At 29.6% G+C, this 15185-nt stretch carries 16 protein-coding genes; all 16 read right to left on the minus strand.

Annotated elements, in window-relative coordinates; all coding sequences use genetic code 11:
• Positions 1-246: 246 nt before the first annotated feature.
• The 16 genes from KEC93_RS24380 to KEC93_RS24455 all read right to left on the minus strand — a co-directional run bounded on the left by KEC93_RS24380 (position 247) and on the right by KEC93_RS24455 (position 15178).
• Entirely contained in the window at positions 247-1605 is a 1359-nt protein-coding gene (locus KEC93_RS24380; RefSeq protein WP_039773072.1) for a hypothetical protein, read from the minus strand.
• A gap of 11 nt (positions 1606-1616) precedes the next feature.
• The gene (locus KEC93_RS24385; RefSeq protein WP_012061017.1) at positions 1617-2879 is read right to left on the minus strand and encodes a S41 family peptidase; all 1263 of its coding nucleotides are present in this window, start codon (positions 2877-2879) and stop codon (positions 1617-1619) included.
• Between the two features lie 161 nt (positions 2880-3040).
• On the minus strand, positions 3041-3931 hold the full coding sequence (ftsX, locus tag KEC93_RS24390) for a permease-like cell division protein FtsX (protein WP_012061018.1): 891 nt from the start codon (positions 3929-3931) through the stop codon (positions 3041-3043).
• Positions 3921-4607, minus strand: a complete 687-nt coding sequence (ftsE, locus tag KEC93_RS24395; protein ID WP_012061019.1) for a cell division ATP-binding protein FtsE — start codon at positions 4605-4607, stop codon at positions 3921-3923. The genes ftsX and ftsE overlap by 11 nt, the downstream gene beginning before the upstream one ends.
• Before the next feature lie 126 nt (positions 4608-4733).
• The gene (locus KEC93_RS24400) at positions 4734-5588 is read right to left on the minus strand and encodes a YitT family protein (protein WP_012061020.1); all 855 of its coding nucleotides are present in this window, start codon (positions 5586-5588) and stop codon (positions 4734-4736) included.
• Between the two features lie 162 nt (positions 5589-5750).
• Positions 5751-6695 carry a transketolase family protein gene (locus KEC93_RS24405; RefSeq protein ID WP_012061021.1) on the minus strand — a complete coding sequence of 315 codons (945 nt, stop codon included), beginning with the start codon at positions 6693-6695 and terminating at the stop codon, positions 5751-5753.
• Complete coding sequence (locus KEC93_RS24410) at positions 6695-7516, minus strand: transketolase (RefSeq protein ID WP_077867691.1); 822 nt, start codon at positions 7514-7516, stop codon at positions 6695-6697. Before KEC93_RS24410 ends, KEC93_RS24405 begins: the two co-directional genes overlap by 1 nt.
• Positions 7517-7743: 227 nt before the next feature.
• Entirely contained in the window at positions 7744-8097 is a 354-nt protein-coding gene (locus KEC93_RS24415) for a type II toxin-antitoxin system PemK/MazF family toxin (protein ID WP_009172938.1), read from the minus strand.
• A 9-nt stretch (positions 8098-8106) separates the two neighbouring features.
• The gene (locus KEC93_RS24420) at positions 8107-8364 is read right to left on the minus strand and encodes a hypothetical protein (protein WP_012061023.1); all 258 of its coding nucleotides are present in this window, start codon (positions 8362-8364) and stop codon (positions 8107-8109) included.
• 226 nt (positions 8365-8590) lie between these two features.
• Positions 8591-9223, minus strand: coding sequence for a germination lipoprotein GerS-related protein (locus KEC93_RS24425; RefSeq protein WP_023975322.1), 633 nt, complete (start codon positions 9221-9223; stop codon positions 8591-8593).
• Positions 9224-9288: 65 nt separating this feature from the next.
• On the minus strand, positions 9289-10797 hold the full coding sequence (locus KEC93_RS24430) for a bifunctional ADP-dependent NAD(P)H-hydrate dehydratase/NAD(P)H-hydrate epimerase (protein WP_017212236.1): 1509 nt from the start codon (positions 10795-10797) through the stop codon (positions 9289-9291).
• A complete protein-coding gene (acpS, locus tag KEC93_RS24435; protein ID WP_012061026.1) occupies positions 10797-11168 on the minus strand; it encodes a holo-ACP synthase in 372 nt (123 codons plus the stop codon). Before acpS ends, KEC93_RS24430 begins: the two co-directional genes overlap by 1 nt.
• Before the next feature lie 72 nt (positions 11169-11240).
• Positions 11241-11570, minus strand: a complete 330-nt coding sequence (locus KEC93_RS24440; protein ID WP_017212238.1) for a DUF6514 family protein — start codon at positions 11568-11570, stop codon at positions 11241-11243.
• 764 nt (positions 11571-12334) lie between these two features.
• Positions 12335-12676, minus strand: coding sequence for a single-stranded DNA-binding protein (locus tag KEC93_RS24445; RefSeq protein WP_012061028.1), 342 nt, complete (start codon positions 12674-12676; stop codon positions 12335-12337).
• 99 nt (positions 12677-12775) lie between these two features.
• Entirely contained in the window at positions 12776-13630 is an 855-nt protein-coding gene (locus KEC93_RS24450) for a YihY/virulence factor BrkB family protein (RefSeq protein ID WP_023975324.1), read from the minus strand.
• Between the two features lie 231 nt (positions 13631-13861).
• Positions 13862-15178, minus strand: a complete 1317-nt coding sequence (locus KEC93_RS24455) for a nucleotide sugar dehydrogenase (protein WP_077867690.1) — start codon at positions 15176-15178, stop codon at positions 13862-13864.
• Between the last annotated feature and the right edge of the window lie 7 nt (positions 15179-15185).

Here is a 15185-nt window from a genome sequence, read left to right on the forward strand (position 1 = left end):
TATTATATGTCTATTTTACTTTTCCTTAAGTATTAAGTCAATAAATTATCCTATTTATTTTAAATGCTTACTCATGCCTTTAATACTCTCCATATATCTAAAATATTATAATTATTAGATGTTTACTTTATTTAAATCAGTTGTAATTAAAATTATTTATTAAAAAAGATAAAATTCATCTTAAATATCGCTCAAATAAAAATATTATTATTAGCTAAAGAAAAAAGTGGCCAAGCCACCTTCTAATTACATTTTATTATCTTTATTCTTAACATCCTTATCATGTTTTCCATCATTCTCTTTTTCTATTTTATATTCAACTTTATTTTCAGACCCCTTTAATGAATTCAAAACATTTTTAAAATTTCCTCCATCGACTGGCACAATATCTTCCTTGCTTACATTTCTAGGTACTACTAAAATTCCAAGCCTAGTATTTTTATTATGCCTAAATTGAATATCTTTTACCATTCCATGAGAATCCTTTATCTTTAAAACTGCATTATATAAGTTTTTCTTTAAAATAGAATACACTTCCGCTTCGGAATTAATCTTTTTACCATTCACTGATAAAATTTTACTTTGAATATCAACTCCAAATTCCCGCATCCTAGAATCTGCTGACATTTCTAAAACTACCAGACCTTCTTCATCGCTAACAAATTTAGCCACTTGCTTTTTCTCTCGATCTGCCTGAAGCTTAAGCATTAACTCATGAGCTGCTGGCATAAAAATCACAACAAATACTTCACCAATAATTCCAAACCTAGCAATCTGAGCCGAAATTGTCAGAAGAATTCCATAAGCTAGTATGTGTACTCCTGAAGATATAGCTTTTTCTCTTTTACTTTTTGTAAATGTAATTGATGAATAACCTAATACCATATAAAAAGGAACTATAGAAATAATACTTCCAGCTATTAATGCGAGTCCATATGGTAGTTTAATTAATGGCCACCAATCTGGATTAGATATAGATTCTGTCATATAACTCAACATCGAATTATTCCCATTCATAGCAATAATTATTGCTATTGGCAATGCCCAATATCTTTTTAATGCATATCCACCTAAAATTTTATTATCTCTATTTGTAAATACAGGTACAGCTCCTCTATCTCCATCGACAATTACTAATATCCCTTCAATAACATGGAATACTCCTATAAGAATTGCTAAATAAAATATATTTAGATCAAAAACTCCTAAACTATAAGGAATGAATATATTAATCAATTTAATTATAATTACTATACCACCTAGAATTGCTCCCGAATAAGAAAAGCATATTAACCTTGGTCTTATAAGCATTAATAATATTGATATAACAAACAAATACGATATTCCAGAATTTTCACTAAAAACTACACCTAAACTTGTAAGTATTATGCTTCCTATAATTCCACCTATAATTCCTAAAACAAGTTGAGATAGTGTAAGTTCAATAGATGAATTTACACTACCTCCTAAAATTATTTTTTGCATAGTTACTACTTTTTTGTTCTTTGAATGTAGTACCATTATTAAGAGTATTAATAAGAATACTAATGGAGGGGTTACTATAGCACCTGATACGCTCCGTAGCGTATATATAAATAAACCCATTTAATCCCTCCCTATTTAATCTTTTCTCCTATTTTTTCAACCGCTGTCTTTAGCTGCTCATCAGCATTTTTATCATAGCTCTTTTCATCAATACCAACAGGTGTTGTAACATCAAAATCTGGGGCTATCCCTTTTTTATGAATATTCTCTCCATTTGGAGTATAATATTTAGAAATAGTTACTTTAAGTCCACCAATATTATCATCAAATTTAACTGTTTGCTGAACTATACCTTTCCCAAAAGTAGTTTTTCCAACAATTGTTGCTGCGCCATAATCTCTTAAAGCACCTGTAACAACTTCTGATGCACTAGCGCTATTTTCATTAACTAGTAAAACCAATGGCATGCCTTCAGCATCTCCACCAATTGATAATGAATCATTTCTGTTTTCATATTTATCAATTGTGTAAGTTATTATCTTTCCTTTCGGAATAAACTGTGATGCAACGCCTACTGCTTCTGTTAATAGCCCACCAGGATTTTCTCTCAGATCTACTATCAAGCCTTTCATCCCTTGAGATTTCAATTCATCAATTGTGTTTTTGAAATCTTCTGCCGTATTTTCATTCATGAAAGTTTTTATACGAATATACCCTATTGAAGAATCTAGCATATTCCCTTTTACTGATTCAATCTTTACTTTTTCAGGTGTTACATTAACATCAAATTCATTAGTATCTGCTCTCTTAATAGTCAGTTTTAACTCTGAATTATTTGCCTCTGCAATCATAGACGTTGCTTTTTTTAAATCGTCACCAGACACATCGATATCATTTATCTTCTCTATTATATCATTTTCCTGTAGTCCAGCCCTATCAGCAGGTGCTCCTTTAACAGTATCTAAAATTGTTACCTGTTTATCTTTTAACGTTACAGTAACACCTATTCCTGTCATACTTCCACTACTTTGTTTCATTAAATCATCAAATTCGCTTTGATTCATAAATACAGTATATTGATCATTTAAGGAATTAGTCATTCCCTTGATCGCTCCTTCTAAAAGAGCATTGTCATCAATTTCACCATCAAACTTTTCAATTAATTTATCTCTAACTGTAAAAAGTGCTGAATATTTACTCTTATCATTTATCTGAGAAGCTGTACTCTTGACTTCTGGCGATGTTCTTACTAGAAATATCCCTTTAGTAGCAATATAATTTCCTCCTAAAAAGGATACACATATAAGAAATACTATAAAGATTACTGTTGGTATTAAAATTATTTTTCTATTTTGCCTTCTATTTGCAAATATGTATTTTCTTGATTCCTTCACCTATAAAGACTCCCTTTCATATGCATCATACATATAATCCCAATATATATCTTTATAGATTAAAGTGGATTATATTGTAAAGTTTTTCTCAAGATTTCATAGTATAAAATACTATTTTTCTTTATTCCTATTTTTATTATATTTACACTTATTTGCAAAAATTATACCACTAAAAATTTCCTTAATGAAATTATACTAGCAATTCCACCAACTATAATACCACCAAGCATAAATTGCCATAATAGAGTTGAGAATATAAACGTTGCTGGTACAAGGCTTACAAATACCAATTGCGAAGCAATCCACCTAACTAGTCCATTATATGCTGCAAATAAAGCTCCACATGCTAATGTTGCTCCAATAAACCCTATTACCATTCCCTCTATTACAAATGGCCATCTAATGAACCAATCAGTAGCCCCTACAAATTTCATAATTCCAACTTCTCTTCTTCTTGAATATACAGTTAGTTTTGTAGTATTCATTATTAAGAATATTGAAACACCTACTAATATTATAAATAACCCAAAACCAACTACTTTTACACCATTTACTATCCCTACAATCTTGTCTACTAATTCTTGTTGATCACCTATAGTCTCAACACCTTCGAAGTCTTTTATTCCTTCACTTACGGCTGACGCATATTCTGGAGATTCTAATTTTACTGTAAATGATGCTGAAAAAGGATTATTTTGCAATGTATATCCTTTTAGTAATCCTTCATTTTCATTCGTAGTACTTTGAAAATTCTTATACTCTTCTTCTTTTGATTGGTAAATTACATCTTTAACGCCTTCAATTTCTCGTAATTTTATTTCTATCTCCCTTTGGTCAATAAGTTTTATATCATCCTTAAGAAATATCTTTAGTTCTACTTTATTCTGAACAGTATTTATTCCTTTGTTTATATTATTAGCAACTAATACGAATATTCCCAAAACAAAGAAAGTTATAAGAACAGTAATTACTGAAGCAATACTAATAGTCTTATTTCTTTTTAAGCTTGTAAATGCATCCTTAATAAAATGTGCAATAGTATTAATTTTCATCTTCGTACTTACCTCTTTTCTCGTCTCTAACGATTTCTCCTTTTTCAATAGCTATAACTCTTTTTTTCATATAGTCAACAATTTCCTTTGCGTGTGTAGCCATAAGAACTGTAGTTCCAGACTTGTTTATATCCTCAAGTAATGACATTATTTCTCTAGCTGTATCTGGATCTAAGTTACCAGTAGGTTCATCAGCAATCAAAACAGATGGATTATTAACTAGTGCCCGTGCTAAAGAAACTCTCTGCTGTTCTCCTCCCGATAATTCATTAGGAAACATTTTATATTTATGAGATAATCCAACTAACGATAATACCATTGGAACTCTTCTTCTTATATCTTTTTGAGATGCTTCTACTACTCTCATAGCAAATGCAACATTTTCATATACGTTAAGAGTTGGTATCAATCTAAAATCTTGGAATACCATTCCTATCTTTCTTCTGTAATAAGGTATTTGCTGCCTAGTAATAGATGATAAATCTTTATCTCCTATTAATATTTTTCCGTTGGTTGGTTCAATTTCCTTCAAAAGCATTTTTATAAAAGTAGATTTCCCAGATCCACTTGGGCCTACTAAAAATACAAATTCTCCTGCTTCTATCTCAACATTAATATCTGACAAGGCTTTTACATTATTATTGTAAATTTTAGATACTCCTCTAAACTCGATCATACTCAAACACTCCTTCTTTATTGTATATTCCGCAAATTAATTGCAAAACCTACAAAATTAATTATAACATAAGAATACTTTCTAATGTTATACAATTTTATTAAATTTGGAGCCATTTGTTGGTAATTAATGTTGTTTTATATCATTAAATCCTTCACCTAATACTTCATGAACTTCCCCCACTGTTATAAATGCATCAGGATCTACATCTTTTATAAACTTCTTCAATTTTATGAATTGATTCCTACTTAAAACGGCATAAAGTATATTAGTTTCCTTCTCTGTAAATGCCCCTACTCCATTTATAAATGTACAGCCTCTATCTAATGTATCTATTATATATCTACTTATCTCATAATTACTTTTACTAATAATAAATATACTTTTACAAGCATTAAATCCTTCTATAACTCTATCAACTATTAAACCAAGTAGTATTATACTTAGCATAGAATACAACGCAACATCCACTCCAAATACAAACGCACTTGCTAAGGTTATTACAAAATCTACTACCAATAAAGATTTTCCTATATCTAAATGAAAAAATATATTTAACATTTTTGCTAATATATCTGTTCCTCCTGTTGATGCATTTTCATTAAATATGATAGCCATTCCGAATGCTGAAATTAATGTTCCAAAAATAGTTGCCATCATTAAGTCATTTGTGATTGCCACTGGCTTTAAGAACCTCTCAATTGCCCATATTATAACTGATAATCCTAAACTAGCATAAATCGTCTTCACACCAAATTTTCCATCAATGAATATAAGTGCAACTATAAATAACAATCCATTTAAAATAAAGCTCACTACACCTATTGAAAAAGATGGTATGACCGCATTAATAATTATTGCTATTCCTGTTACTCCACCTGCTGCAATATTGTTTGGAGCGTAAAAGTACTCAATAGAAAGCGCAACCAGAATTATCCCAAATGTTATTATTAAATATTCTCTAAATTTTGATTTTTTCATTGTCATCTTCCCCTTTTAATTTTTATTTATATTAGAATTTCTCTCATAGTTTTCCTTGTTTATTTTTGATTATTCAAAAATAGAAAATGCAAGATCCTCAGCTATTTCATAAGCTTTGTATCTTGCATTTTCGGTATGTTATATTCTATTATTCTGAGTTGATTATTTCTTTAATGAAATAGCTTTCTTACTATGCTCTACTATGGCTTCTACTGTTAATCCATACGCTTTTAATAGTTCGTTTGGCTTACCACTTTCACCAAAAGTATCTTTTATCCCAACTTTTAATACTGGTACTGGACATTCTTCTGTTAAAACTTCAGCGACTGCTGAACCTAAACCACCAATTATACTATGTTCTTCTGCTGTAACTATTGCTCCTGTTTCTCTCGCTGCAGTAGCTAATAGTTCTTTATCAATTGGTTTTATTGTATGTATATTTATTATTCTAGCATCAATTCCATCTTTAGCCAACTCTTTTTTAGCTTCTAACGCTAATTCAACCATTAGTCCTGTTGCAACTATAGTAACATCGTTACCTTGTGCTAATGTCACACCTTTTCCAATTTCAAACTTATAATTATCTATGTTATTTACAGTACTAACAGCTAACCTTCCTAATCTAACATAGCAAGGTCCATTGTATTCTGCTATGGCTAATATTGCTGCTTCAGTTTCTATATCATCTGCCGGATTAATTACAGTCATATTGGGAATACTTCTCATTAGAGATATATCTTCGATAGATTGATGAGTCGCTCCATCTTCTCCAACTGTTAATCCTGCATGGGTTGCACAAATTTTAACATTCAACTTTGGATAACATATAGAATTTCTTATCTGTTCAAAAGCTCTTCCCGCTGCAAACATTGCGAAAGTACTAGCAAACGGAATTTTCCCACAAGTTGAAAGCCCTGCTGCAACTCCCATCATGTTTGATTCTGCTATTCCCATATTTATAAATCTTTCTGGTGAAACAGCTTTAAAATCAGCTGTTTTAGTTGATTTTGATAAATCAGCATCTAGTACTACAACATCTTTATTTAAATTTGAAAGTTTTACTAACGCTTTACCATAAGCTTCTCTAGTTGCTACTTTATTTCCCATTAGTTTTCCCCTCCAATTTCCTTTAATGCTTGCTCACATTGTTCTTTATTTGGAGCAGTTCCATGCCATCCTGCTTGATTTTCCATAAATGAAACACCCTTACCTTTTACTGTGTTGCATATAATTGCAGTTGGTTTTCCTTTAACTTCCTTTGCTTTTGCGATAGCATTTATGATTTCATCATAATCATGACCATTTATAGTCAAAACGTTCCATCCAAAAGCTTCAAATTTTTTATCTATAGGACCAGGATTCATAACATCTTCTATGTTTCCATCTATTTGTAGTCCATTATTATCTATAAATGCAGTTAAATTATCTAATTTGTAATGAGCTGCAGACATTGATGCTTCCCAAACTTGGCCTTCTTCAAGCTCTCCGTCTCCTAAAATTGCGTATACTCTATAATCCTTCTTATCAAGCTTTCCTGCTAATGCCATTCCAACTGCCGCAGAAATTCCTTGTCCTAGCGAGCCCGTAGACATATCAATTCCTGGTAAATCATTCATATTAGGATGTCCTTGTAATCTTGAACCTGTTTTTCTTAGGCTCTTTAACTCTTCTACTTCAAAATATCCCTTTCTAGCTAAAGCACTATATAACGCTGGTGCCGCATGGCCTTTTGATAAAATAAATCTGTCTCTATTTGGATCTTTTGCGTTAGATACATCTATGTTCATTTCTTTAAAGAATAATACAGACATAATATCAGCTATTGACAAAGAACCTCCTGGATGACCTGATGATGATTCTGTAAGCATAGAAACTATATCTTTTCTCATTAACTTTGAGATTTCTTCAAGTTTGTATTCATTATTCATTATACAACCCCCTATTATTAATTTACTCATTTATATTATGTTTTATTTTAACATATTTATTCTAGCATACAAAATATATTTTGTATACCTCATTCATTAATGTGATATACTTTTAAGCATATTCATATAATATAGAGTATTCTCACGCACAAAAAGAGTAGTACAAATAAAAAAATCATCTATACCACTCCTAATATTAATAGATATAAAACCCTTTTGTTTTCTCTTTAGCTTAAATTCAAGCTAACCGCTAATGCTTTATCAACCTTTTTCATGTCTGCTTCAGTCATATGTCCAATTTTTTCTTTAAGTCTTCTCTTATCTAATGTTCTTATCTGCTCCAATAAGACAACAGAATCTCTATTTAATCCATACTCTTCTGATGAAATTTCAACATGAATAGGAAGCTTAGCCTTATTTATTTGAGATGTTATTGCAGCTACAATAACAGTAGGACTATATCTATTTCCAATATCATTTTGTATTATAATAACAGGTCTTATCCCGCCCTGTTCGGATCCTATAACTGGACTTAAATCCGCATAGAAAATTTCCCCTCTTTTTACCACAATGTTTGCCATTCTAAATAATCACACTCCGCAAATCCATGCCTCATACTCATTAACATCATCTAACATATATTCAAAACCTAATTTAGAATATTCCAAGTTTATTTCAGCCATTTCTTGATAACCATTTTTCATTAGTTTTTCAAAATCAGCTGAAAATCCCTCGTTAATATATTGTATTAACGATTTCTCCATAATTCCACTATTTTTTTTAATTTTATTATTCCCTGAGTTAACTATTTTTTTATTTTTCATGTTATTTAGATTAATTATTGACATCTTTTCGCCTCCATAGCAGTAAAAAGTTCTTATAACTATGATTATATTGCAAATTATGTCAATTTGTCAAAGGATTTGTATTACTTCTTTACCATTCTCTAGATAATTCTTATTAAATGTTTTCTCTACAAAATTTCTAATATGTACTTTAATTTATATTTAGATTTAGTATATCGTTTTTTAATATTAATGTTGGCTTGATTTCTAATTAATAAATTTATTCAAATCAAAATAAATCATCACTTAATGTTTTTTCTTTTTTAAAATCACTATACTTTACTATTACTCTCTCTTTATTATCATCATCTAAAATCTTTAATAATACTGGAACCTTCTTATCCTTATCTACATAGAATTCAGCTTTATTTAAATGCTTATTCTTGCTGTTAAATTCTATATCTATTTGTAAATATACTCCTGGTCCCCAATCTGCTTTAACCTCTTTTATTTCATCAGCTTGCTTATTAGATAGTATATTTTCTATGAATGCCAAAGGATAAATTACGTCTATATCCTTATCAAGTGTATATCCCGCTTTATCTTCGTCACCCTCAACTTTTATCTCTGAACCGTTATAAACCTTAACTCTGTTATAGTCATTTCCGAATTCTATTCTTGACCCCTTATCAAAACTATAGTATTGCATTGTATTTTCCTCGAATTCAGACTTAGAATTCTTAAACAGATAATCAACTTTACTACTATAATACTTTGTGTCTTTCAGTTCACTAATTATATCTTCATTTGAAGGGGTAATTACGTCTCTACATAAAATAACTAACAAAATCATAAGTATTGGAATAAGCACCAAAATACCTATAATTATTTTTTTATTGAACAATACTTTTCTAAAATCCATAAGGCCTCCTAAGATTTATTACTACATATTACTATTTATGAAAATCTTAGTGACTTTATTCTTAATTAATCAATAATACTGTTAATTTCTTTAGGTAATTCGGTTATAATATCTCTTGCATTTACTATGTAAACTTGTTTGCTTAATTTATCAGCTATATTCCCATGAATATATGCACTTAAAAGAGCAGCCTGATTTATGCTAGCTCCTTGTGACAGAAATGCATTTACTATTCCGGTCAATGCATCTCCCATGCCTCCTGATGCCATCTTACTGTTGCCAGTAGGATTTATATAAACTTCTTTTCCGTTCGAAATCACGGTATTATACCCTTTTAATAAAACAATTATTCCATACTGCATAGCAACTGATTTTGCTATGCTGACTCTATTAGCCTCCACATCTTCAATACTCATTCCTAGAAACCGTGCCATTTCACCTGGATGTGGAGTAATAATTGCCCTACCCTTTAAATTATTTAGCAAGTACTTATTTTCCCCTATAATAGATATCCCGTCCGCATCAATCACAATAGGACATTTACTGTTACTTATTATCTTTTCCAACAAGCTTTTTTCTCTTTCTCCAACCCCAATTCCAGGACCAAAGGCAATAGAACTTGCTCTTTTTATAAGTTCTATAAAGTTATCATTATCTTCATAGTCTAATGTCATAGCTTCTGTTAATCTGCTTGATAGTATCTTTTGCACCTCACTGCTGCATGCTAGTGTAGTCAATCCCGCACCCGCTCTAACCGTACATTCCGTAGTTATAAAGGCGGCTCCAGTAAATCCGATTCTTCCAGCTACAACTACTGCTCTACCGTAATCTCCCTTATGACCATAAACCTGCCTTTTTAAAAGCATCTTATTATATTCCTTTTTTTCTAGCATATAAAAATTATTAGAGTTTTTCTTTTTTATATACTCTGGAATACCTATTTTTAATATTTTAATTTTTCCGACACAATCAATAGCTTTATAATCTAAAAAGCCCTGTTTGATGAACTCAAATGTATAAGTTATATTAGCATGAACCGCGATTCCTCTCTCAATACCTAAGTCACAGTCTAAACCCGATGGCGTATCAATCGCCACCACAAATTTTGCATATAAATTTATACATTCTATAATACTTTTAAACATTCCCACTAAATCTTTGTTAAGGCCGACACCAAAAATCCCATCTATTAATAGGTCATAGTCTTTAATATCACGTATTACGTTTTCATCTATATCGTTCTCTGACTTTATAAATAATATGTCACTCTTTTCAATTATTTTTTCTAATATCCCAAAGTTAATTTTAAAATCTTGACTGTAATTTTCGTCTTTACTTAGAATATAAACCCTTACCTTTTTCCCATCTAATATCAAATGTCTAGCTAATGCAAGGGCGTCCCCCCCATTATTACCTTTTCCACATAATATTAAAAACGATTCACCTTTATCTGAAATCTCCCCAAATAAACTTATCGCAGCATTTTCCATCAATACGATACTAGGAATTCCAATATAATCAATGCATTCTCTATCAATTTCTCTACATTGTTTAGCCGAAAAAATTTCTAACATTATATTGCCTCCATAACTGCATAAGCTATAGCATTTTCATTACTATGTGAAATACTAACATGCATATTAAATTCTTTTATCTCCAATAGGTTATATATTTTATCACTTAAATTCACTATTGGCTTTCCCAACTCATTTCTCAATATTTCAATATCTTTTAATCCAAATCCTCTAAATCCAGTTCCTATTGCTTTACTAATCGCTTCCTTAGCAGCAAAATTTCCTGCTACTACATTCCCCTTAAATCCTTTTAATTTGAAATATGCAATCTCATTACAAGTAAATGATCTTTCAATAAAAGTATTTGTTCTTTGTATCGCACGCTCTATTCTACTTATCTCTATTATATCTGTTCCAATTCCAATAATCATGATTTATCGCCTTTCTTAGTAATCTCTTACCATATACTAGCGTAAATATTTAATTATTTCTATACCTTAATATTAATTTATAACTTTCTCTCCCATACCAATATCAAACTCATAAGCATGCTCATCCACATACGTCCCTATAATATCAATTAAGTGAAGTGGTGATACCTGATTATTAAACAATTTCATAAGTAATTGTTTTACTTTGTATCTATGAATTGATATTATATCTATCTTTTCTCTCTCTAAATTTACATTTTTTAAACCAATATAATCTTTTCTTTCAACTTCAATTCCATATGCAGTTATCCCCTTATAATCCTTTTTTATAAGCCTATATGCATATCTATACTCTACATCAGCATCACTATTAATTGATGTATATTCCTCAACCAAATTCATAACCCTTTCAACTCCCTCAAGATAGTAATTCCTTGTTTACAAACCTATAGTATCACATAATGTATCAATAAATTGTCAAAGCATGTCCTCTTTTTCAAGATTTATATTTTTTTTATTGACAATAAAACTTCTTCCTTTATTTTTTACAACATATACATTCTTTAAATTTTCATATAAAAAAAGTCTTTTATCGAAATTAGGCGAATAATGCACTGTATATATTTTTTAAAAACTCAATATGGTTTTTATTTACAATTAAAATCTTATTAATTATCATAAAGAAATAAAAAAAGAGCCAATAGCTCTTTTTTTACCTCATAATCTCTTTTTTTGTTTCACCATAATTGAAAAATATATAATAGATATCGTTTACAATATTATTATAACACATATTCACATAAATACAACACTTTTTCTACAAATATTTTTCATTTATTGTTACAATATAAAAAACATTTTTTTCATTTCTATATAAATACTACTTATCTTACTTTAATGACTTTAGTATTCATTTTTAGTTCTATTAAATTAAACTAATATCATCAGCGTTTTTTATAATCAAGCATTTTATTAAAAGAATATTTATTTTAAGTATACTTTTATTTGTAAGTAAAAATATACTTTTTATGTTATCACAAAGGTTATCTAAACGCATTGATAATATCTAACAATTAGATAACCTCTTCTATAAATAAGTATATTTATAGTTATATACTTATCTATCCATATAGCTTATATTATTAAAATCAACTAGGCTAATATTTTTACAACGCCTCAGTTTGACTTTTCTTATTCTCAAGAAATTTAAAATCTTCTGCTATAACCTCTGCTATATACTTTCTATTTCCCTCCTTATCCTCATAACTACCAGTTCTTAATCTACCGCTTAAAGTAATAAGGCTTCCCTTTTTCATATATTTTACTATAACTTCAGCTTTTTTTCCCCAAACTTTTATAGGTATAAAATCTGCTTCTCTAATTCCATCAGGTAATCTAAAATTTCGTTGCACAGCAATTGTAAACTTGGTATAAATTTTTTCTCCATTTTCAGTGTGCCTAAGTTCAGGGTCTTTAACTAATCTTCCTAATAATATTATCTTATTCATCTTTTACCTCCTGAATATTTTTCTTCTAAAGTTATACCCACTTCGGTAATTTCTATTCAATAAAAAATTAAACTTTATAATAAAATTTAATATCATTGTCTACCTGTTTCTAATCATTCGATTTCTACCTCTTAACTCAGATGTAACAAAATTTATCTCTACTCCTAAGATGAATATTATTGATATTAAAAATAACCATGTCATAAGTATAAATACTGCACCAAGACTTCCATAAAACCTAGAATAATTATTAAAATTATCGATATAAAATGAAAAAACAAAGGACACTAACACCCAGCCCACTGTGCTAAATATAGACCCTGCGATTACCTCTTTCCATACCAACTTTTTAGCAGGAGCAAATTTATAAACGCAAATAAATATAGATATCATTATCGCTAATATAAAAGTATATCTGAATATATTCCAAATAATCAATATTATTTCATAAAATGGATTGATACTTTTAATATAATCGCCTATTACATTTCCAAATACTAACGCTGTTAAAGCTAGAATTATAGTTACAGCTAATGCTAATATTCCTAACATAGAAATAATTGAAAGTTTAATAAATGACCTTTCTTCTTTAAAGTTGTACGCCTTATTTATGCTTTTTATTATGGCCTTAAATGCAGATGACGCTGTCCATAGCGTTAACAATATAGATATTCCTAACAATCCAGTATATTGATTGTCAAATATCTCTATAACAGTTGACTGAGTTAATTCCAATACACTCCTAGGAAGCATAACATTTAATTGTCCCAGTATTTGTTTAGAGCTTATGCTGCTAAATCCAGCCAAAGTCATCAAAAATAACATAAATGGGAAAAATGATAATATTAAATAATATGCTAACTGAGATGCTAGTGCAAACACATCGTCCCTCTTAATTTTTACTATAAGATGTATAATTAAATTAACTTTGCTACTTAATTTTATATATTTCATTTAATCACCAATTTCTATTTATATTAATTAAAAATCTATTTATTTTATGCAGTACTTATTTTATTCGCTTTTCACAAATTATATGTACCATTAATAAATGTAAATAAAAGAGCACCTCCATAAAATTATGGAGGCGCTCTTTTTATAAACAGTATATTCTAACTAATAGTAACTCATTAGAATCAATATACCATTCTTACATAGAATCAGCTTATATACACCGTGAAAAACTTATAATTTATAAATCTTCTCTCTATTATTAACAACATTTTTGGTTGCATTTCTAGTATCATAAACAACTTTAGCTCTAGACACAATTGATTCGTAATCGTAACAACTATGATTTGTAGTTATAATTACTATATCAGACTCGTTTATAACCTCTTTCCAATCAACAGAATTATAAACCTTACCCTTATATTTAGAAATTGGACAATACGGATCATTTACCATTAAGTCAGCACCATTCTTTTCTAATAGCTCTATTACCTTGAATGCTGGAGATTCTCTATAATCATCGATATCATTCTTATATGCAACTCCTAATAAAAGAACTTTCGCACCATTTAATGCCTTTTTATTCTTATTCAAAATCTTCATTACATTATCTAATACAAATTCAGGCATAGAATCATTTATTTCTCCTGAAGTTTCTATTAATCTTGTATGATAATCATATTCTTTTGCTTTCCACTCTAAGTAAAATGGATCAAGAGGAATACAATGTCCACCTAAGCCTGGACCTGGATAAAACGGCATAAATCCGTATGGCTTGGTCTTAGCTGCATCTATAACTTCCCATACATCTATTCCCATTCTATTACATAAAATAGCCATTTCATTAGCTAATCCAATATTTATATTTCTAAATGTATTTTCCAATATTTTTTCCATTTCAGCTACGGCTGGAGATGATACAGTATGGATATCTCCCTCTAATATGTTTCTATATAATGCTGCTGCAACTTCTGTGCAATCAGGTGTACAACCACCAACAACTTTAGGAGTATTTTTAGTATTAAAGTCCTTATTACCTGGATCAACTCTTTCTGGTGAAAAGGCTAAGAAAAAGTCTTCTCCGCATTTAAGTCCACTTTCTTCTAGTATTGGCTTAAGAACCTCTTCAGTTGTTCCTGGATATGTAGTACTTTCAAGAATAACAAGCATACCTTTATGTAGATATTGTGCAACACTTTTTGTTGAATCTACAACATATGATAAATCTGGTTGCTTATATAAATCTAATGGTGTAGGAACGCAAATACAAATAGTGTCTACATCTTTAACAAAACTAAAGTCAGTAGTAGCTCTTAAAGTATTTTCTTCTACTATCTTCTTTAAATTTTCATCCACTACATCCCCAATATAGTTCCTTCCTTCATTAACCATATTTACCTTTTGATCTTGAACATCAAATCCAATAGTTTGATAACCAGCATTAGCCTTTTCCACAGCTAATGGTAATCCAACATATCCAAGACCAACCACACCAACTTTTGCAGTTTTATTATTTATTTTATCTAATAATTGTTGTTTTAATAATGACATCTTATAC

The organism is Clostridium beijerinckii, from assembly GCF_018223745.1.
GTDB classification, from domain to species: Bacteria; Bacillota; Clostridia; order Clostridiales; family Clostridiaceae; genus Clostridium; species Clostridium beijerinckii.

Excerpts from the sequence above, each read along its gene's own strand:
- KEC93_RS24420 (WP_012061023.1), bottom strand. The coding sequence starts at position 8,364 with ATGTCAATAATTAATCTAAATAACATGAAAAATAAAAAAATAGTTAAC.
- acpS (WP_012061026.1), bottom strand. The coding sequence starts at position 11,168 with ATGATTATTGGAATTGGAACAGATATAATAGAGATAAGTAGAATAGAG.
- KEC93_RS24405 (WP_012061021.1), bottom strand. The coding sequence starts at position 6,695 with ATGGGAAATAAAGTAGCAACTAGAGAAGCTTATGGTAAAGCGTTAGTA.
- KEC93_RS24455 (WP_077867690.1), bottom strand. The coding sequence starts at position 15,178 with ATGTCATTATTAAAACAACAATTATTAGATAAAATAAATAATAAAACT.
- ftsX (WP_012061018.1), bottom strand. The coding sequence starts at position 3,931 with ATGAAAATTAATACTATTGCACATTTTATTAAGGATGCATTTACAAGC.
- KEC93_RS24445 (WP_012061028.1), bottom strand. The coding sequence starts at position 12,676 with ATGAATAAGATAATATTATTAGGAAGATTAGTTAAAGACCCTGAACTT.
- KEC93_RS24415 (WP_009172938.1), bottom strand. The coding sequence starts at position 8,097 with ATGGCAAACATTGTGGTAAAAAGAGGGGAAATTTTCTATGCGGATTTA.
- ftsE (WP_012061019.1), bottom strand. The coding sequence starts at position 4,607 with ATGATCGAGTTTAGAGGAGTATCTAAAATTTACAATAATAATGTAAAA.
- KEC93_RS24450 (WP_023975324.1), bottom strand. The coding sequence starts at position 13,630 with ATGAAATATATAAAATTAAGTAGCAAAGTTAATTTAATTATACATCTT.
- KEC93_RS24425 (WP_023975322.1), bottom strand. The coding sequence starts at position 9,223 with ATGGATTTTAGAAAAGTATTGTTCAATAAAAAAATAATTATAGGTATT.
- KEC93_RS24440 (WP_017212238.1), bottom strand. The coding sequence starts at position 11,570 with ATGAATTTGGTTGAGGAATATACATCAATTAATAGTGATGCTGATGTA.
- KEC93_RS24380 (WP_039773072.1), bottom strand. The coding sequence starts at position 1,605 with ATGGGTTTATTTATATATACGCTACGGAGCGTATCAGGTGCTATAGTA.
- KEC93_RS24400 (WP_012061020.1), bottom strand. The coding sequence starts at position 5,588 with ATGAAAAAATCAAAATTTAGAGAATATTTAATAATAACATTTGGGATA.
- KEC93_RS24430 (WP_017212236.1), bottom strand. The coding sequence starts at position 10,797 with ATGTTAGAAATTTTTTCGGCTAAACAATGTAGAGAAATTGATAGAGAA.
- KEC93_RS24410 (WP_077867691.1), bottom strand. The coding sequence starts at position 7,516 with ATGAATAATGAATACAAACTTGAAGAAATCTCAAAGTTAATGAGAAAA.